Below are 17,127 nucleotides of genomic sequence, written 5' to 3' on the forward strand. Positions count from 1 at the left end.
CCCTCCCCGTCCCCAACGACCGGGTCAAAGGAGCCGGCCCCGTCCCCGGGCCGGCTCCGCCATTTCTGGACCAGACCTTACTATGGCAAGCTTCCCCCGGTTTAGACCTTTGTTAGCTGAAAGATCTGGCTGACAACCGTCTTCCTCCTGCTATTCCGGTCACTCGACGGTCGCATCGGCGGCGGCTATGTTTTGCCGGAAGGCCCGGCCAGAGCCAAACTCTGGGGGACGTCAGTCAAAGAAAGCGCCGCATGCCGACAGAAGCCAGATCTCCACGCCTTGCGGTTCTCATCGATGCAGACAATGCTTCCGCCAAGATTGCAGATGGCTTGTTCGAAGAGATCGCGAGGATCGGCGAGGCCAGTGTCCGCCGCATCTACGGCGATTTCTCAAGCGCTCGATCCAAGGGGTGGGCCGACGTTCTGGCGAAGCACGCGATCATACCCCAACAGCAGTTCGCCTATACGACGGGAAAGAATGCGTCTGATATTACCCTGGTGATCGATGCCATGGACCTGCTCCACAGCGGTCACCTTGATGGCTTCTGCCTGGTTTCGTCCGACAGCGACTTCACGAGACTTGCCGCCCGAATCCGCGAACAAGGCGTCGATGTGTTCGGCTTTGGAGAACAGAAAACCCCGGAGAGTTTCCGGCAGGCATGTCGACGTTTCGTTTACACCGAAAACCTTCTCCCTGGCGTGGCAAGCGTTCAAGACGCGGCGCCGGCAAAAAGGCCACTTCAGTCGCCAAGCGCAGCAACCCCAATGTTGAAGAAAGCCATCGGCCAGATGGATAGCGAGGATGGGTGGGTGCTTCTCGGCACCTTCGGTAAGCAACTCGCAAATCTCTTTTCCGATTTCGACCCTCGCACCTATGGCTTCAGCAAGCTAAGCGATTTGGTGAGAGAAACCGCTGCATTTGAAATCGAAAAACCTAAAGGCGGGGCTATGCGAATACGCCTCCAACCTGCTGCCCCGAAAAAAGCGAAAAACAAATTCGGATAAGTGTGCCGGAGTTCTGTTCTTGTCCGGCTTCCCAGGGACAGTCAGTCAATGCACTATCGGCTGTCCATCCCGCTTCGGATCATAGCGATGCTGGAAATCCCGGAAGATCGGTGCGAACGCCATCGGCTGTTCAGGGCCATCGACGACGCCTTCAAGGCCGGAGATTTCGGGACCTTGGGCGCACTTCTGGGCGGCTCACGGCACTGGTTTGATGAACAGATGCCGTTCGAACTCGGCCTCGGGCATCCTCTGGAATACGCGATCTATTGGAGTCCCCTCGCCTTCATTTCCACCCTGCTGAGCGCGGGTTCGAATCCGAACTACAGCCATCACGGCGGATTTCCGTCTATCATTGCGGTGCTGTCCACGGAGCGCGCCGACAAATTGCAAATCATCCAGATCTTGATTGATGCTGGCGCGGATCTCGACATGCGGGGCGTGAACGACTGGACGCCGCTTCACTATGCCGTGGCGGTCCGCGACGCCGATGCGATCCGCCTGCTTCTGTCGGCCGGCGCCGACCCCTCGCTCAGAACGCGCGTCGATGACCATGCAACAGCCCTGGAAGGAGCGGAGCATGCCGGCTTCGATGCTGGCGCTACGCTGCTGCGCGAGGCGATGACCACGCGCGGCTCCGACGACACCTGTCGATAGGCCTCAAAGCTTTTTCAGCCCCGCCTTGAAACGCTTGCCGTTGGCGACGTAGTGCGCGGCCGAGCCGCGCAGCCTGGCGACGGCCGCGTCGTCCAGCACCCTGATCACCTTGGCCGGCGAGCCGACGATCAGCGAATTGTCCGGAAATTCCTTGCCTTCGGTGACCAGCGCGCCGGCGCCAACCAGCGAATTCCTGCCGATCCTGGCGCCGTTCAGCACGATGGCGCCCATGCCGATCAGGCTGTTGTCGCCGATCGTACAGCCATGCAGCATGGCCCGGTGGCCAATCGTACAACCCCGCCCGATCGTGATCGGAAAGCCGGGGTCGGTGTGCATGACCGTGTGTTCCTGCACATTGGTGTCGGCGCCGATGACGATCGGCTCATTGTCGCCGCGAATGACGACGCCGAACCAGAAGCCCGCATTGCGGCCAACGCGCACATCGCCAATGAGCGTCGCATCGGGCGCGACCCAGTTCGATTCTGCGTCGGCGAAGCTGGGTTCTGTTCCATCGATCGCATAAAGCGGCATTGTCGGTCTCCGAATCGTCTCAGGCTGGAATGCCGGACCCTAGGAGACGGATCGTCCATGAGGCAATGGCAAGCAAGACGATGCCCAGCGCCAGGGACCATGCAATCGCGGTACAGCCGCATGACAAGAGCGCCATTGTCGAAATGCGGTTCTCGCGGCGGGCATCGAGGGCATCGTTCACCAGCATGAAGGGACCGGCGCCGGCGGTGACCGCGAGCGAGCGCAGCACATGCGAGGGCGACACATAGGGCTCCGCGAAGGCGACCTTGCGGCCGGACACCAGTTCCATTGCCGAGCCCGTCAGACCGCACGCCGTCAGCCCGACGACAAAAGCGAACAGAGTAAGGTCGATCTGGCCCATCTTTACCGTCCATTTACCACGAAACTGCACAGTCGCTCTACCAAGGCTGCAAGAGCCATGCCGAGCGATGTGTGCCGCCGAGGGACACCCCGGGCGCAGGCAAGCCGGATCCGAGGACCGAGATGAAGCAGGCAGCGATCGCCGACGGCCCTGAACTCACCGTGGTCGATTCCATGCTGATGAAGCGGGTGTTCTACGCCTTCGCGGCGCTGGCGCTGCTGTCGGTGGCGATCAGTCTTGGCGGCAAATGGTTCGGCCGTTCCATCGCCTTGGCCGGATACACCGACGACACGACGGTGCGCGAGGTGGTGATCGGCAACAATGTGATTTCCGTGCCGGCCAATTTCATCCGTTTCGAACAGGCCCGCCGCAACGGTATTGCCTCACGTCTCGACCTTTATCTGCGCTATCCCCGGATGGACGGCTACAGCGAGGCGGCCCGCGACGATTTCAACCATTCCGGGACCAACAGGAACATCATTTTCCTATCCTTCGAACCGCGGATGATGTCGCGCGACATGAGCGGCCGGTTCGCGCCGATCTACAGTGCGCTGATCGTCAAGCCCGGCATTCCGGGACCTGGCGGCACGACGGTCTACGGCTTCAATGAAAAATCAGGCTATCTGAACGAGGTACTGGTGGTCGGCAAGCGCGGGGGCAAGGACCCCTTCGTGGCCCGCTGCCTGAGCGGACCGAGTGCCGGCGAATCGCTGGCGCCCTGCGAGCGGGACATCCATGTCGGCGACGATCTCAGCCTCACCTACCGTTTTCCCAGGGAATTCCTTGGTGACTGGCAGACGCTCGACGCTGCGATCACGGCCGAGGCAGGACGTATCCTGAAAACCGGACATTGACGGACCGGTGGAGCAGGCCGCGCTCGGCGTGGCCCGCCCTCGGATTGCGGGCTCAGCCCAGATCGATGTCGAGGATCGCCATCGAGAAATTATAGTCGCCGTCGTCCTCGTCCTTGAAGACGATGCCGAGGAACTCCTCACCGACATAGACTTCGGCCGAATCTTCCTTGCGCGGCCGTGCCTTGACCATAAGCTTGGGGTTCTGGAAGACGCGCTTGAAATAGGCGTCCAGCTTTCTGATTTCGTCCGGCTTCAACAGTCTTCTCCGATCATCGGCTTGCTGGTTTGAACGGCGCTTCTGGCACGTCGACAATGGCGATGTAAAGGCAAGCCGGCCATGTTGCACCGGAAGCGGCAGCGCCGCCGGGCAAAAATCGCGATCACTCCGGGGGGTTGCGCCGGTGCGGAAAAATCAGATGTCGAAGCTCACGACCTGGTCCATCGACTGCGACGGCAGGAGCTGGTCCATCTGGCGCGAAGGCTGATCGCAACCGGTTTCGCCAACCACGCGGGCCGGCACGCCGGCGACCGTCTTGTTGTGCGGCACGGGCGACAGCACCACCGATCCGGCGGCGATCTTGGAGCAATGGCCGACTTCGATATTGCCGAGAATCTTGGCTCCGGCGCCAATCAGCACGCCACGGCGAATCTTGGGATGACGGTCGCCGCCGGCCTTGCCGGTACCGCCCAGCGTCACGCCGTGCAGGATCGACACGTCGTCCTCGATGACCGCGGTCTCGCCGACGACAAGACCGGTGGCGTGATCGATGAAGATGCCCTTGCCAATGCGCGCCGCCGGGTTGATATCGGTCTGGAAGACCGACGATGAGCGGCTCTGCAGGTAGAGCGCGAAATCCTTGCGGCCCTGGTTCCACAGCCAGTGCGCCAGCCGATGGGTCTGGATGGCGTGAAAGCCTTTGAAATAGAGCACCGGCATGATGAACCGGTCGCAGGCCGGGTCGCGGTCATAATAGGCCTGGATGTCGACGCGCACCGTCGTCGGCCAGTCCTTGTCATCGGCCAGCATCGACTTGAAGGTCTGGCGGATGAGGTCGGAACCGATATCCTGATGGGCAAGCCGCTCCGCGATCCTGTGAATGACCGCTTCCTCCAGGCTCTCCTGGTTGAGGATCGTCGAATAGAGGAACGCGGCCAGCAATGGATCGCGGTTGACTGCTTCCATGGCTTCGTCCCGGATGGAGCGCCAGATCGGATCGACCGGCTGCAATGCGCCGTGGCGGGAAATGCTGATGCTGTTCATCGACGTCTTGTCCTGCGTCCTGCGGGCTTGCCTGTTGTGCGGCCGCACATATAAGCCAGATCATAGCACGGTTGAACTCAATTTTCCTTAGTGCTTTGTCAAATGGATTTGGTTCGCAGGAATTCAAGCCGCGATGGAAAACGAACCCTTGATCGACAAGGCCCTGAAAACCGAGCTTTCAGCGCTCTACCGCGCCGGGGATCGCCACTACCACAATCTTACCCATATCGAGGCGATGCTTGCGCTGGCCGGCGACTACCGAGGGCTGCTAAGCGACCCGGATGCCGTCGAAGCGGCGATCTGGTTCCACGACGCCATCTACGACAGCAAGGCCAAGGACAATGAGGCGCAAAGTGCCGCCCTTGCCGAGACAAGGCTCGCGGGCCGCGGCGATGCCGGACGCCTGGACCGCATCAGCGCGATGATCCTCGCAACAGCCACGCATCAGTTGCCCCGCTTCGAAGACGCGGCGGCAATGCGCGACGCCAGTCTTTTCCTCGACATGGATCTTTCGATCCTGGGTGCCGCGCCGGCCGCGTTCGACGCTTATGAACGCGCGGTCCGCCGCGAATATGACTGGGTGGAGGAGCCGATGTGGCGCGCCGGACGCGCCGCCGTGCTGAAGGCTTTCCTTGCGCGCCAGCACATTTTCCACACCGAAGAATTTCGCCGGCGTTTCGAGCCTCAAGCCAAGCTGAACATGGCGCGGTCGCTGGAGGCCCTGGAAGGCTCCACATGATTTTTGTCGGGAGATATCATAGCGCTTGCATGTGGCCCTGTATCGGCCTTGCCGCGGGGGGCACAGTATCGAAGCGGGCCGCGAAAAACGCTTTCCGAGGGTATCGTCCAACATGAATTCTTCTGAGGTGCCGACATCATGAGCAGCAATTTCTTCCAGCCGGTCGACGCCTCGGCCGTTCCCCGCTTTGCCGGGCTCTCGACCTTCATGCGGTTGCCAGCGGTGACGACCGCCGAGGGGCTCGACATCGCGCTGGTCGGCATACCCTGGGACGGCGGCACGACCAACCGCGCCGGCGCGCGGCACGGCCCGCGCGAGATCCGCAACCAATCGAGCCTGATGCGGCGCGCCCATCATGTCTCGGGCATCGAGCCGTTCAGCATCGCCAACGTCGCCGATGTCGGCGATCTCTCCGTCAACCCGATCAACCTGCTGGATGGATTGAAGCGCATCGAGGAGGGCATCGCGGCTATCGTGGCGGCGGGCGCCATTCCGCTGGCGGCAGGCGGCGATCATCTGACGACGCTGCCGGTGTTGCGCGCCGTCGCCAAGAATCGGCCTGTCGGCATGATCCATTTCGACGCCCATTCCGACACCAATGACCGCTATTTCGGCGACAACCCCTACACGCATGGCACGCCGTTCCGACGCGCGATCGAAGAGGGCCTGCTCGATCCCAAACGGGTCGTGCAGATCGGCATTCGCGGCTCGATCTATGAACCCGGCGAGCATGATTGGGCGGTCGCCCAAGGTATACGCATCATCTACATGGAGGAGTTCGTCCGGCGCGGCGCGGCCAGTGTCATGGAAGAGGCACGTGCCATCGCCGGAACCGGACCGACCTATGTGACTTTCGATATCGACTGCATCGATCCGTCGATGGCACCGGGCACCGGCACGCCCGAGCTCGGCGGCTTCACCACCCGCGAGGCGCAGGAAATGGTGCGCCTGCTTGACGGGTTGAACATTGTCGGCGCCGATGTGGTGGAAGTGGCGCCACCCTTCGATCTTGGCGGCATGACGGCACTGGCGGGTGCAACGATGATGTTCGAACTGCTGTGCGTGCTGGCGAAGTCGGTTCAAGAAGCGAGAGTGCCGGACTGACCCCAAGCACGTCTGCGCAGGATCAAAGCGGATATTCGGCGTAGAACTCCAGCACGCGCTGCTTGAAGGTCTTGTCGCCAACTGCCAGCATGTGGTCGCGGCCCTCGATGTGAAAGGCCCTGGCGTTCGGCATCAGGGCGGCAAGCTCGTCGGGCGACCCGCCAATATCGTCGGTTGTACCGACCGCGATCAGCGTCGGCTGGGCGATGCGGGCAATATCCTGCTCGCTCAGCAATTCGCGCGACGTGGCGATGCAGGCGGCAAGCGCCCTGCGATCGCTGCGGGTCTGGTCGGCGAAGGCGCGGAACGAGCGGCCGCGCGGATGGGTGGTCGCGGCCGGATCGTCGGCAAGAAGGGCCGCCGCGATCGGATCCCAATCGCCAACCCCGTCGATCATGCCGATGCCGAGACCGCCAAAGACCAGCGTCGCCACCTTGTCGGGATCGGACAGTGCCATGAACGCCGCAACGCGCGCGCCCATTGAATAGCCCATGACATGGGCCCGTTCGATGCCGAGATGGTCAAGCAGGGCGGCGGCATCCGAAGCCATTTTCGCTGGTGTATAATCGGCCTCGTCATAGCTCTTCGACGACGAGCCGTGGCCGCGATTGTCGAAGGCGATGGCGCGATAGCCGGCATCGTTCAGCGTCTTGAACCAGCCTGGCGATACCCAGTTGACGTAGTGGCTCGAGGCGAAGCCGTGGATCATGAGCACGGGATCGCCCTTGCCCGATGCCGGCTGGCGGTCGAGGTAGGCGAGATCGAACCCATCATGGGAGAAAAACTGCATTGAAAAGGCGATCCTCCGCGCGCTCAGTCGGAATCGACGTTCGGAGAATCGCCCTTGTTCGCTGGCGGCATGCCGGGACCCGGTGCCGTGCCGATCACGGGATGACGCAGCAGATCGCCGTCCGCGATGCCATCCCTAGCGGCGGTGCCGGCCTTGAGCTCGAGCACGAAGCGGACCGGCTCACCCGGCGACACGATCGCCTCGGATTGCGGCTCGCCGTGCTTGATCGCACGGATCCTGCCGTCCTGGCCGACAAAGATCAGGTCGAGGGGCATCGGCGTGTTCTTCATCCAGAAATTGACCTCGCGTGTCTCGTCGAAGACGAACAGCATGCCATGATTGGCGGCCATGTCCTCGCGAAACATCAGGCCGGCTTCCCGCTCGGCATCGGTATCGGCGACTTCGATAGAGAACGAGCGTTCCCCATTTTTCGTCACCGCGATCAGCGGCGCCGGATCGACGGGAAGGATCATCGCCCGGCCATCGGCCGCGCTGGGTACCTGGAAGTAGAAGAAGGCGCCCGCGGCGATAATGACGGCGGCAACGGCGCACATCACGCCCGCCGTCAGCCTGTTCATGTGAGTCATGCGAAATCCTCGGCCGGGGTCGCCCTAGTGCGAAACCGGCAAGGTGCCCATATCGGGGTGAATTTCGGCGGCCATAAGGCCTTTGTCACCGCGTCCGAAACGCACAAGCACCACCTGCCCCGGCCGAAGCTCGGTGATGCCGTAGCGGCGCAAGGTCTCCATATGGACGAAAATGTCCTCGGTACCCTCGCCGCGCGTCAGGAAGCCGAAGCCCTTGGTGCGGTTGAACCACTTGACCAGCGCGCGTTCGAGCCCGCTGTCCGGCGTCACCGAGACATGGGTGCGCTGCTCCTGCATTTCGGCGGGATGGACGGCAGTGGTGATGTCCATGGAAAGCACACGGAAGGCCTGCAGTCCGCGCTCGCCCTGTTTGACGAGACAGACCACGCGCGCGCCTTCCAGAGCTGTCTGGAAACCGTCCCGTCGAAGACATGTCACATGGAGGAGGATATCGCCCGAAACGCCATCGTCCGGAAGGATGAACCCGTAGCCCTTGGCCACATCGAACCATTTGATGGCGCCGGCAATTTCGGTCAGGTCGGCGGCCTCGCCGCCTTCGTCGCGCTTCACAGCGTCGCCAAGGGTTCCGGCCCGCCCCGTCAAAGAGGCCTTTTCCCCCATAAGAATGCCCCCTTTTTTCAAGAACACTGCAACTGATTCTTGATACCAGATTAACACCGCGGCTTCCGGTGAGTGCAAGACCTGACGTGCCTTTTTTCACGGTTCATTACGGGAATACCGGATTTGTTCTTTGCCGGCACTGCCTGCCGCCGGACGATTGCCCTTTGACCGGGCCGACCCTATGTTGCGCCGCAACCCCACAGATCGAGGAAAGCACATGCGCTATCTGCACACCATGGTCCGCATCGCCGATGTCGATGCCTCGCTCGATTTCTACTGCAACAAGCTCGGGCTGAAGGAAGTCCGCCGCTACGAAAACGAGCAAGGCCGGTACACGCTGATCTTCCTCGCCGCGCCGGAGGACGAGCAAAGCGGCATCAGCGAGAAGGCGCCGCTTGTCGAACTCACCTACAATTGGGATCCCGAAGACTACAAGGGCGGGCGTAATTTCGGCCACCTCGCCTATGAGGTCGACGATATCTATGCGACCTGCCAGAACCTGATGGACAAAGGCGTGACCATCAACCGGCCGCCGCGCGACGGCAACATGGCCTTTATCAGATCTCCGGACGGCATCTCCATCGAGCTTTTGCAGAAAGGCCCTGCCAAGGCCAAGGCCGAACCCTGGGCGTCGATGGCGAACACCGGAAGCTGGTAAGGCTTCGACCCGATACCGGGCGGATATCGCCCGGCGACCTTTGGCGTTCGGCGAGACAACGCCTACCTGTCTGACTCGCGCCGCGCTGCAAGCCGGCGCGTTGTCAGACGAATGGGCGCCCCCCGTGGAGAATTCAATCATGCATTCCAGCCATGCCGATGTCGCCACCGAACATGCCAGCCGCTACGTACAGCAATTGTGCAAGCACTGGGCGCACAAATTCCCGGTCGAGTTCGATCCGCACCATGGCACGATCGAACTGTCGCTTGGCCGCACGGTGATGGATGCCGATGCGAGCGCGCTGCATATCACGGTGTCGACCGACGAAGCGGGATCGCTCGAGCGCCTGGAAAGCGTCGTAGCCGATCACATCAAGCGCTTCGCCTTTCGCGAAGAGCTGGTGTTCGATTGGAAGCAGGCTCCGGCAGCGTAAAAACATCCGAAGTCAGCCGCCGCTGCCGGCTTTACCGACCATCTCCAACAATGCCTGCACCGAACGCCAATTGCGCGCGGTGCCTGGTACTTTCAGCGTGCGCCCGATCAGGCCGGCGAACACAGACTTTCCAAGTCCATCGGGGGCATGCAGGTAAAGCACGTCGCCCTTGATCTCGAATTTTTCCGGACCTGTGCATCTTTCCGACAACCGGGCCGCCTCCTCTTTGGTCGGTTCCCGCTCCAGCGCATAGGCGTGGAGCTTGGTCGGCTCGCCGGCAACTTCCGGATAGGGATTTTGCGCGACCAGCCGCTCGAACCAATCCGCGTCGCGCACCATGATGCGCGAATGAAAACCCCATTTCTTCTCGAAGGCTGCTTCGATCTGTTTCGTCAGCGTGGCGGCATCGCCGTTGTCGGCCCGAAACACGGCATTGCCGCTCTGCACATAGGTGGCGACGTCGGAAAAGCCGAGATCCTCGAAGAACGACCGCAGTTCCGCCATCTTGACGATGCGGTTGCCGCCGACATTGATGCCCGAAAACAGGGCGATGAAGACCTTCCCGCTCATATGATGAACCCCGCCAATGTCTCGTTGTCGGTGATGTCCTGATATTGGACGCCCTCGGCCCCGAAATTCGCCTTCAGCAGGTCGAAATTGCGGCGGTCCTTGGTTTCGATGCCGATCAGCACCGAGCCGAAATTGCGCGCCGACTTCTTCAGATATTCGAAGCGCGCGATGTCATCGTCGGGACCCAGCATTTCGAGGAAGTCGCGCAATGCCCCTGGCCGCTGCGGGAAGCGGATGATGAAGTATTTCTTCAGGCCTTCGAAGCGCAGCGCCCGTTCCTTGACATCGGGCAGCCGCTCGAAATCGAAATTGCCGCCCGAAACCACGGCAACGATGGTCTTGCCCCGGATCTCCTTTCTGGAAAAATCCTTCAACGCGTCGATGGCCAAAGCGCCCGCCGGCTCGAGCACGACGCCTTCGACGTTGAGCATCTCGATCATGGTCGCGCAGAGCCGGTTTTCCGGGATTAGCCGCACCGTGTCGGCGGCGAATTCCTTGAGGTACCGCAAGGGTTCGCGGCCGATTTCGGCCACCGCCGCGCCATCGACGAAATTGTCGACCTTGGCGAGCTTCAGCCGCTTTCCCGCCGCAAGACTGTCATGCAGGCTCGGCGCCCCAGCAGGCTCGCAGAAGACGAAACGCGCTTCCCGGCCCTTGTCGGCGAAATAGTGGGTGACGCCGGCGGCGAGCCCGCCACCACCGACCGGCAGCATGACGATGTCGGGCATGCGTGCGCCCGGCATCTGGTCGGCGATCTCATAGGCCACCGTGGCCTGCCCCTCGATGATGTCCTTGTGGTCGAAAGGCGGCACCATGTGCGCACCGGAGCTTTCGGTGAATTCGAAGGCGGCGCGATAGCAGTCGTCGAAAAAGTCGCCGACCAGCCTGATTTCGACGAAATCGCCGCCGAAAAGCCGGGTCTTGTCGATCTTCTGCTGCGGCGTCGTCACCGGCATGAAGACCACGCCCTTTTTACCGAAATGTCGGCAGACGAACGCGAAGCCCTGTGCATGGTTGCCAGCGGACGCGCAGACGAACATTTCGGCCTGATTGCCGGCGGCAAGCGCCTTGCGGAAGAAGTTGAAGGCGCCGCGGATCTTGTAGGAGCGCACCGGGCTCAGGTCCTCGCGCTTCAACAAAACCCGGGCGCCGGTTTTCTTCGACAGATAGTCGTTTTCCTGCAGCGGCGTCTCCGGAAAGATCTGGCGGATCGCGGAGGCAGCGATGGCGACGCGCGAGGCAAAACTGGTCATGGCAAGATCATCCCGGTCCGCCCGCAGGCGCGTTAGACAGAAGGCTATCGCACATCCGGCCCCGCAAGACCATTGCCAGGTTGGGCTTACGCCTGCAACGGGCATTCCCGCCATGCTTGCAGGCGCTTGGAGGCGTTTGTTCATGCCAGCCGCATCGAGGTGTCCGCACCTTCACGGGCATTGTGCGGCATCTCCGGCGTCGACCCAGAGCGCTGACCTTCTCCTGTTGTGGCCGCTCCCGCCGACATTTTGGCTTTCACGCAACAGTGCGATGGCCGCTGCCGGACGCCAACCACATTTCGGCGGGAGACGACTTACTTCCGCCGCACTTCGCCTGCTGGGGAGATGTCGTGGAGGGTGGAAGGCCCTTTTGGGCTCGAGTGGAATTTTGACGTGCATTTGAAGACGATTTGCATTCTTGCACTTGCCTTGCTGGTGGCAGGCTGTGGTGGCGGCCGCAAAACCGAGGAACTGCTCGGCAGCGCGGTCATGTCCGTGCCGGTGACGGAAATCGCCGGTAATCACTCGATCTTCATTGCCACGACGCGCAAGCCTTCCGATGACCCCAACAAGGTTTTCGACGGCGAACGCTCGGCGACGCTGAACTACGCGCGCGTCAATGTCACTGTTCCCGGCACCCACACAACCGGCCAGATCGAGCGGCGCTCACGCGGCAAGTCGAATGATCCAACGAAGTATTTCATGGCTTCCGAAGTCGTCGGCTACGACACGCAGCCGAAATTCGCCAGCGCGCTGAGCACCGACATCGCGGCGCGCGGCGACCGCGTCATGGTCTTTGTCCACGGCTACAACACCGGCTTTGACGACGCCGTCTACCGCTTGACCCAGATCGTTCACGATTCCGGTTATCCCGGCACGCCGGTGCTGTTCTCCTGGGCCTCGGGCGCCAAGACGACGGACTATGTCTATGACAAGGAAAGCGCCAGTGCCGCGCGCGACCAGCTTGAAGTGACGTTGCGGATGCTGGCACAGACCGGCGCGCGGCGCATCGACATCGTCGCCCACTCGATGGGAACCTGGGTGACGATGGAGACGCTGCGCCAGCTCGCCATCACCGGCGACCGCGATCTCGGCGGCAAGCTCGGCGACGTGGTGCTCGCCTCGCCCGACATCGACGTCGATGTGTTCAAGAGTCAGATGCGACGCTATGGCAAGCCCAACAAGCCGTTCATCCTGCTGTTGTCCGACGACGATCGTGCGCTCCGGCTCTCCGGCCTGATCGCCGGTGCGCGGCCGCGCGTCGGCGACTACAAGGATGCCGCCGATCTTGCCTCCTATGGTGTTACGGTCGTCGATCTCTCCAAGGTCAAGGGTAGCGACAGTTTCAACCATACGAAATTCGCCGACAATCCCGCTTTGGTGAAGATGATCGGCCAGCGGCTGCGCGAGGATGACGGCTTTGCCAGCGATCGAGACGTAACCGACCGCATCAGCCTGCTCGGCCAATAGATGCGGCGGCGCGGGTTTCGCCGTATCTGCTTCACCATCGTTGAGATATATCGGCCCACTTTGAACTGGACCGCGCCGGTCTCTGGCTTTATCGGGGATAGGAGCGACGTCAGGCGTTTGACGTCCCCTACGGGAGCCGGCGCGTGAGCTATCGCTTCAAGAATGTCGTCGCCGCCGCGTTTGCGCTCACCATTGCCGGCTGTGCCGGCCAGAACACGCATGATCTTCTGAACAGGACGACGGTCGCGGTGCCTGCCTCGGATATCGCCGCCACTCACGAGATTTTCGTGGCCACGACCCGGCAAAGGGCCGCAAAGGAGCCGCGGCAGGTGTTCGATGGTGATCGCTCGCTCACCACCAGCTACGCCCGTGTCGATGTCACGGTTCCTAAGAGCCACAAGGTCGGCGCCATCGAGCGCGCCAAGGGGTCGGCGAACAGCAACCCGGCCAAGGATTTCACTGCGAAGGACGTGATCTACTACAAGGATGCACCGCAATTCGCCAAGGCGGTTGGTGCCGACATCGCCATGCGCGGTGACCGCGCGCTGGTCTTCGTGCACGGCTTCAACAATGGTTTCGACGACGGCATCTACCGCCTGACCCAGATCGCCCACGATACGAAATATCCCGGCACACCGGTGCTGTTCTCGTGGGCCTCAAGCGCCAAGACAACCGGCTATCTCTACGACAAGGACAGCGCCAATGCCGCGCGCGACGACCTCGAGGCGACGCTGCGGATGCTGGCCAAGACCCGTGTCAAGAACATCGACATCATCGCCCACTCGATGGGAACCTGGTTGACCATGGAAGCGCTGCGCCAGCTCGCCATCACAGGCGACCGCGATCTTGGCGGCAAACTCGGCTATGTCATCCTGGCCTCCCCGGACATCGATGTCGATGTGTTCAAGAAGCAGATGATCCGCTACGGCAAACCGACCAAGCCTTTCGCCATCCTGCTTTCGGGCGACGACCGGGCACTGAAGCTCTCGTCGTTCATTTCTGGCGACAAGCCGCGCGTCGGCGACTACGGCAATGCGGCGGACCTTGCCAGCTATGGTGTGGCGGTCGTCGATCTGACCAAAACCAAGGGCGGCGACCAACTGAACCACGCCAAATTCGCCGACAACCCGTTCCTGGTGCAATTGCTTGGCGACCGCCTGCGGGCGCCGGCCGGCCTGGCTTCAGACGAGGCTCAACTCGACGATCTCGGCCAGGGCCTCGGCAAGGCTGTCGGCTCGGTCGCCGAGGTCGTCATCACAACGCCGTTCAAGGTGCTGACCATTGCCACCGGCGGCTGAGAGCGAAGCGCCGGCGGCTGATCTCAGACGAACAGGTCGACCTTCTGGAAGGTCGTCACGTCGATCAGCCCGACGTCTGAAATCCTGAGCTCCGGAATGACCACCAGCGCCAGCAGCGAATGCTGCATGTAGGCGTTGTTCAGCGAACAGCCCATCTTGCGCATGGCCTCGGTCAGTTTCTCCGCCTTGGCGGCGACGATCTCGGCGCGCTCGTCAGACATCAGCCCGGCGATCGGCATTTCGACCAGCGCCAGTTCCTTGCCCTTGGAGAACAGCACGACGCCGCCGCCGACTTCGCCCAGTCGGTTGACCGCCAGCGCCATGTCCTGCTTGTTGGTGCCGACGCAGATGATGTGGTGGGCGTCATGCGCCACGCTGGAGGCCATGGCGCAATCGCTCATATAGCCGAAGCCGGAAACGAAGGCGTTGGTGACGCCGCCAGTACCTCGGTGACGCTCGACCAGCGCGATCTGGCAGATGTCGTTGCGGCGATCCATGCCGACCAGCCCGTCCTCGACGGCAAGGTCGGCCTCCAGCGCGCGCGTCGGCGCCTGGTTCTCGATGACGCCGATCACCCGCACCCGCACTTCGTTGGCGCCCTTGGGGGCCACGATGTCGAAATCGGCTGCCTTCAGCTTCTTGCCGAGCTTGACGGTGTTTTTCGCGGTCTTCGGGTAGTCATAGGCCGGAATGTCGATGTCGAGCTTGCCGCCCTTGGCCAGTCTCACGCCGCGCGCATAGACCTCGTCGATGGTCATTGCGGCGAGATCGGACACAATCAGCAGGTCGCCCAACCGGCCCGGCGCGATCGAACCGATCTCGCGCTCCAGCCTGAAATGCTGGGCCGTGTTGATCGTCGCCATCTGGATCGCCGTCACCGGCTTCAGCCCCTGTTGGATGGCGTGACGGACCACCCGGTCCATGTGCCCTTCGTGGACAAGTGTGCCGGAATGGCTGTCGTCGGTGCACAGGATGAAATTGCGCGGATCGATGCCGCCTTCCGTCACCGCCTTGATCTGCGAGGCAACGTCGTACCAGGCCGAGCCCAGCCGCAGCATCGCCTTCATGCCCTGGCGCACGCGGGCGATGGCGTCCTCGGCGCGCGTGCCTTCGTGATCATCCTCGGGTCCGCCGGCGACATAGCCGTGGAAGGGCAGGCCAAGATCGCGCGAGGCATAGTGGCCGCCAACCGTCTTGCCCGCATGAACCGTCGCGGCGATCTCACCCGACATGACCGGATCGTTGGCGGCGACGCCGGGAAAATTCATCACTTCGCCGAGCCCGATGATGTTTTCCCAGGTCATCGCCTCCGCCACATCGGCGACCGTCAGCTCGGCGCCGGCATGCTCCAACCCCGGCGCCGAGGGCACGCAGGACGGCATCTGCACATGCACGTTGATGGGCATCGCCACCGCCTCGTCATGCATCAGCCGCACGCCAGGCAGGCCCAGCACATTGGCGATCTCATGCGGATCGATGAACATCGACGTGGTGCCGTGCGGGATGACCGCGCGGCAAAATTCGGTCACCGTCACCATGCCGCTCTCGACATGCATATGCGCGTCGCAAAGGCCAGGCACCAGATAGCGCCCGCCGGCATCGACCACCTTGGTGCCCTGGCCGATGGCGTGGCTGGCGTTCGGCCCGCAATAGGCGAAACGGCCGCCGGCAATGGCGATGTCGGTACCGGCGATGATCTCGCCCGAGTGAACGTTCACCCAGCGGCCATTGCGGATGACGAGATCGGCCGGCTTGCGACCCATGGCGACGTCGACCAGATGCGTCGCCATCTCGGTCCAGGGCTTGGGTTTCGTCGCATGCGCCGCCGGCTTCCTTGCCATGAAGAGACTCCTGTTTGCGCGACTGTGCCAAGCCTGCCCGGTTTTGGCCAGCGCCAAACAGCGGATAGGGAACCTACTGCGTCTTCACGTCGGTCACTTTCGCATTCCCGGCCGAAATCCGTTTCGTTGGTGATGACAGGACTTTCTCTCCGCGAACCGCCGATCTGCATGCTGGCGCTCCTATGGAATGCCACGCCCACGGCTTGCCGACGTCGGCAGACCGCATCGGTCGCGGTGAGAAATCTGATTCCGTTTTGCGGCAAACCGGGTTACGCTACCCGCAAGGATTGTGCTGACTCTTCCCTCGAGGAGTTCGATGTATCGCCTGGTGGTCGCAAGTGCCGGTCTTCTTGCCGCTTTGTCCGTGTCGGCTTTTGCAGCCGACCAGACGGCCGACGTGCCAATGACCGCGCCCGGCTTCGACTGGACCGGCTACTACGCCGGCCTGCAGGCCGGATATGGTTGGGGGCAATCGGATATCACCGGGACAGGCGGCGGCGCGTTTTCCTCGCCCGACATCGATGGCGGTTTCGTCGGCGGCCACATCGCCGGCCTGTGGCAGTTCGACCAGGCAGTGATCGGTGCCGAGGCCGAACTCAACTATTCCTCGATCAGTGGCACAGCCGAACCCGAACCGGGGAACGTGTTCGGCACAGACATCAAGTGGTTCGGATCGATGAATGCCAAGGCGGGTTATGCCATGGACCGCGTGCTTGTCTATGGCATAGGCGGCGTCGCCTTCGCCGGAGTCGATACCTCCCAGGCCGCCGGTCCAGCATTCTCCAACACACGTACGAATGTCGGCTGGACCGTGGGCGCCGGCGTCGACTACGCGCTGACGGACAAGTTCGTCGTCGGCGCGCAGTATCGTTACTACGATTTCGGCTCCGAGCACTATGACGGGTCGAACGGCTTCACCGACCGTGATCAGGACGTGAAGTTGAACACCGTCGGCATCAATCTGAGCTACAAGTTCTGAGCGTGGCTCTTCCACGCCATTGCGAAGGGAAAACCCTTACACACCTTTGCTGGAATTGCTCCGACAGCGCCACTTCAATCCTGCCGGATGGGGCGGCCGACGCCCGCAGGGGGCGGGGG

The 17,127-nt window shown here is 62.2% G+C and carries 20 protein-coding genes; 10 read left to right on the forward strand and 10 right to left on the reverse strand.

Annotation, left to right across the window (positions count from 1 at the left end; translation table 11 throughout):
* The first annotated feature begins 251 nt into the window (after positions 1 to 251).
* Both FJ930_RS29470 and FJ930_RS29475 read left to right on the forward strand, forming a co-directional pair.
* A complete protein-coding gene (locus FJ930_RS29470) occupies positions 252 to 1,004 on the forward strand; it encodes an NYN domain-containing protein (RefSeq protein WP_141841115.1) in 753 nt (250 codons plus the stop codon).
* A 48-nt stretch (positions 1,005 to 1,052) separates the two neighbouring features.
* Positions 1,053 to 1,658 carry an ankyrin repeat domain-containing protein gene (locus FJ930_RS29475; RefSeq protein ID WP_246677096.1) on the forward strand — a complete coding sequence of 202 codons (606 nt, stop codon included), beginning with the start codon at positions 1,053 to 1,055 and terminating at the stop codon, positions 1,656 to 1,658.
* 3 nt (positions 1,659 to 1,661) lie between these two features.
* On the opposite strand, the gene FJ930_RS29480 is transcribed toward FJ930_RS29475, so the two are convergent.
* Together FJ930_RS29480 and FJ930_RS29485 are read right to left on the reverse strand one after the other, a co-directional pair.
* Positions 1,662 to 2,189, reverse strand: coding sequence for a gamma carbonic anhydrase family protein (locus FJ930_RS29480; RefSeq protein WP_141841116.1), 528 nt, complete (start codon positions 2,187 to 2,189; stop codon positions 1,662 to 1,664).
* A gap of 19 nt (positions 2,190 to 2,208) precedes the next feature.
* A complete protein-coding gene (locus tag FJ930_RS29485) occupies positions 2,209 to 2,550 on the reverse strand; it encodes a hypothetical protein (protein WP_141841117.1) in 342 nt (113 codons plus the stop codon).
* A 122-nt stretch (positions 2,551 to 2,672) separates the two neighbouring features.
* Between FJ930_RS29485 and FJ930_RS29490 the strand changes: the two genes are divergently transcribed.
* A complete protein-coding gene (locus tag FJ930_RS29490) occupies positions 2,673 to 3,404 on the forward strand; it encodes a hypothetical protein (RefSeq protein WP_141841118.1) in 732 nt (243 codons plus the stop codon).
* A 52-nt stretch (positions 3,405 to 3,456) separates the two neighbouring features.
* On the opposite strand, the gene FJ930_RS29495 is transcribed toward FJ930_RS29490, so the two are convergent.
* Together FJ930_RS29495 and cysE are read right to left on the reverse strand one after the other, a co-directional pair.
* Positions 3,457 to 3,660: a DUF3126 family protein gene (locus tag FJ930_RS29495; RefSeq protein ID WP_140607491.1), complete on the reverse strand. Its 204-nt coding sequence runs from the start codon at positions 3,658 to 3,660 to the stop codon at positions 3,457 to 3,459.
* A 156-nt stretch (positions 3,661 to 3,816) separates the two neighbouring features.
* Positions 3,817 to 4,665 (reverse strand): serine O-acetyltransferase, encoded by an 849-nt coding sequence (gene cysE, locus FJ930_RS29500; RefSeq protein ID WP_140607492.1) that lies wholly within the window; start codon positions 4,663 to 4,665, stop codon positions 3,817 to 3,819.
* A gap of 133 nt (positions 4,666 to 4,798) precedes the next feature.
* Here cysE and FJ930_RS29505 point away from each other — a divergent pair, with 133 nt between their 5' ends.
* The gene (locus FJ930_RS29505; protein WP_141841119.1) at positions 4,799 to 5,404 is read left to right on the forward strand and encodes a hypothetical protein; all 606 of its coding nucleotides are present in this window, start codon (positions 4,799 to 4,801) and stop codon (positions 5,402 to 5,404) included.
* A gap of 138 nt (positions 5,405 to 5,542) precedes the next feature.
* Complete coding sequence (speB, locus tag FJ930_RS29510) at positions 5,543 to 6,508, forward strand: agmatinase (protein ID WP_141841120.1); 966 nt, start codon at positions 5,543 to 5,545, stop codon at positions 6,506 to 6,508.
* Between the two features lie 22 nt (positions 6,509 to 6,530).
* On the opposite strand, the gene FJ930_RS29515 is transcribed toward speB, so the two are convergent.
* Genes FJ930_RS29515 through FJ930_RS29525 form a run of 3 tightly spaced genes read right to left on the reverse strand, consistent with a single transcriptional unit; the run spans position 6,531 to position 8,506 of the window.
* Positions 6,531 to 7,298, reverse strand: a complete 768-nt coding sequence (locus FJ930_RS29515) for an alpha/beta hydrolase (protein WP_150831324.1) — start codon at positions 7,296 to 7,298, stop codon at positions 6,531 to 6,533.
* A 23-nt stretch (positions 7,299 to 7,321) separates the two neighbouring features.
* Entirely contained in the window at positions 7,322 to 7,885 is a 564-nt protein-coding gene (locus FJ930_RS29520; protein WP_141841122.1) for a DUF192 domain-containing protein, read from the reverse strand.
* 24 nt (positions 7,886 to 7,909) lie between these two features.
* Positions 7,910 to 8,506 carry a cold-shock protein gene (locus tag FJ930_RS29525; protein ID WP_140747339.1) on the reverse strand — a complete coding sequence of 199 codons (597 nt, stop codon included), beginning with the start codon at positions 8,504 to 8,506 and terminating at the stop codon, positions 7,910 to 7,912.
* 217 nt (positions 8,507 to 8,723) lie between these two features.
* On the opposite strand from FJ930_RS29525, the gene FJ930_RS29530 reads away from it, so the two are divergent.
* Both FJ930_RS29530 and FJ930_RS29535 read left to right on the forward strand, forming a co-directional pair.
* Positions 8,724 to 9,164, forward strand: coding sequence for a VOC family protein (locus FJ930_RS29530; protein WP_141841123.1), 441 nt, complete (start codon positions 8,724 to 8,726; stop codon positions 9,162 to 9,164).
* 139 nt (positions 9,165 to 9,303) lie between these two features.
* Complete coding sequence (locus FJ930_RS29535) at positions 9,304 to 9,597, forward strand: DUF2218 domain-containing protein (RefSeq protein ID WP_141841124.1); 294 nt, start codon at positions 9,304 to 9,306, stop codon at positions 9,595 to 9,597.
* A 12-nt stretch (positions 9,598 to 9,609) separates the two neighbouring features.
* Here FJ930_RS29535 and FJ930_RS29540 read toward each other — a convergent pair whose 3' ends face one another.
* Entirely contained in the window at positions 9,610 to 10,167 is a 558-nt protein-coding gene (locus FJ930_RS29540; protein WP_141841125.1) for a DUF1697 domain-containing protein, read from the reverse strand.
* Positions 10,164 to 11,420, reverse strand: a complete 1,257-nt coding sequence (gene ilvA, locus FJ930_RS29545; protein ID WP_141841126.1) for a threonine ammonia-lyase IlvA — start codon at positions 11,418 to 11,420, stop codon at positions 10,164 to 10,166. The genes FJ930_RS29540 and ilvA overlap by 4 nt, the downstream gene beginning before the upstream one ends.
* Positions 11,421 to 11,765: 345 nt before the next feature.
* On the opposite strand from ilvA, the gene FJ930_RS29550 reads away from it, so the two are divergent.
* Entirely contained in the window at positions 11,766 to 12,890 is a 1,125-nt protein-coding gene (locus FJ930_RS29550; RefSeq protein WP_181763507.1) for an alpha/beta hydrolase, read from the forward strand.
* Between the two features lie 143 nt (positions 12,891 to 13,033).
* Positions 13,034 to 14,188 carry an alpha/beta hydrolase gene (locus FJ930_RS29555; protein ID WP_141841127.1) on the forward strand — a complete coding sequence of 385 codons (1,155 nt, stop codon included), beginning with the start codon at positions 13,034 to 13,036 and terminating at the stop codon, positions 14,186 to 14,188.
* A gap of 23 nt (positions 14,189 to 14,211) precedes the next feature.
* On the opposite strand, the gene ade is transcribed toward FJ930_RS29555, so the two are convergent.
* Complete coding sequence (gene ade / locus FJ930_RS29560; RefSeq protein ID WP_141841128.1) at positions 14,212 to 16,029, reverse strand: adenine deaminase; 1,818 nt, start codon at positions 16,027 to 16,029, stop codon at positions 14,212 to 14,214.
* Between the two features lie 316 nt (positions 16,030 to 16,345).
* Here ade and FJ930_RS29565 point away from each other — a divergent pair, with 316 nt between their 5' ends.
* A complete protein-coding gene (locus FJ930_RS29565; RefSeq protein WP_141841129.1) occupies positions 16,346 to 17,008 on the forward strand; it encodes an outer membrane protein in 663 nt (220 codons plus the stop codon).
* The last annotated feature ends 119 nt before the right edge of the window (positions 17,009 to 17,127 follow it).

Source organism: Mesorhizobium sp. B2-4-15 (assembly GCF_006658505.1).
GTDB lineage: Bacteria > Pseudomonadota > Alphaproteobacteria > Rhizobiales > Rhizobiaceae > Mesorhizobium.

What these genes read in the sequence shown, in the direction of transcription:
- FJ930_RS29520 (WP_141841122.1), bottom strand. Translation starts at nt 7,885, where the DNA reads ATGACTCACATGAACAGGCTGACGGCGGGCGTGATGTGCGCCGTTGCC.
- ilvA (WP_141841126.1), bottom strand. Translation starts at nt 11,420, where the DNA reads ATGACCAGTTTTGCCTCGCGCGTCGCCATCGCTGCCTCCGCGATCCGC.
- speB (WP_141841120.1), top strand. Translation starts at nt 5,543, where the DNA reads ATGAGCAGCAATTTCTTCCAGCCGGTCGACGCCTCGGCCGTTCCCCGC.
- FJ930_RS29490 (WP_141841118.1), top strand. Translation starts at nt 2,673, where the DNA reads ATGAAGCAGGCAGCGATCGCCGACGGCCCTGAACTCACCGTGGTCGAT.
- FJ930_RS29525 (WP_140747339.1), bottom strand. Translation starts at nt 8,506, where the DNA reads ATGGGGGAAAAGGCCTCTTTGACGGGGCGGGCCGGAACCCTTGGCGAC.
- FJ930_RS29535 (WP_141841124.1), top strand. Translation starts at nt 9,304, where the DNA reads ATGCATTCCAGCCATGCCGATGTCGCCACCGAACATGCCAGCCGCTAC.
- cysE (WP_140607492.1), bottom strand. Translation starts at nt 4,665, where the DNA reads ATGAACAGCATCAGCATTTCCCGCCACGGCGCATTGCAGCCGGTCGAT.
- FJ930_RS29540 (WP_141841125.1), bottom strand. Translation starts at nt 10,167, where the DNA reads ATGAGCGGGAAGGTCTTCATCGCCCTGTTTTCGGGCATCAATGTCGGC.
- ade (WP_141841128.1), bottom strand. Translation starts at nt 16,029, where the DNA reads ATGGCAAGGAAGCCGGCGGCGCATGCGACGAAACCCAAGCCCTGGACC.
- FJ930_RS29550 (WP_181763507.1), top strand. Translation starts at nt 11,766, where the DNA reads ATGTCGTGGAGGGTGGAAGGCCCTTTTGGGCTCGAGTGGAATTTTGAC.
- FJ930_RS29530 (WP_141841123.1), top strand. Translation starts at nt 8,724, where the DNA reads ATGCGCTATCTGCACACCATGGTCCGCATCGCCGATGTCGATGCCTCG.
- FJ930_RS29515 (WP_150831324.1), bottom strand. Translation starts at nt 7,298, where the DNA reads ATGCAGTTTTTCTCCCATGATGGGTTCGATCTCGCCTACCTCGACCGC.
- FJ930_RS29475 (WP_246677096.1), top strand. Translation starts at nt 1,053, where the DNA reads ATGCACTATCGGCTGTCCATCCCGCTTCGGATCATAGCGATGCTGGAA.
- FJ930_RS29480 (WP_141841116.1), bottom strand. Translation starts at nt 2,189, where the DNA reads ATGCCGCTTTATGCGATCGATGGAACAGAACCCAGCTTCGCCGACGCA.
- FJ930_RS29470 (WP_141841115.1), top strand. Translation starts at nt 252, where the DNA reads ATGCCGACAGAAGCCAGATCTCCACGCCTTGCGGTTCTCATCGATGCA.
- FJ930_RS29485 (WP_141841117.1), bottom strand. Translation starts at nt 2,550, where the DNA reads ATGGGCCAGATCGACCTTACTCTGTTCGCTTTTGTCGTCGGGCTGACG.
- FJ930_RS29565 (WP_141841129.1), top strand. Translation starts at nt 16,346, where the DNA reads ATGTATCGCCTGGTGGTCGCAAGTGCCGGTCTTCTTGCCGCTTTGTCC.
- FJ930_RS29505 (WP_141841119.1), top strand. Translation starts at nt 4,799, where the DNA reads ATGGAAAACGAACCCTTGATCGACAAGGCCCTGAAAACCGAGCTTTCA.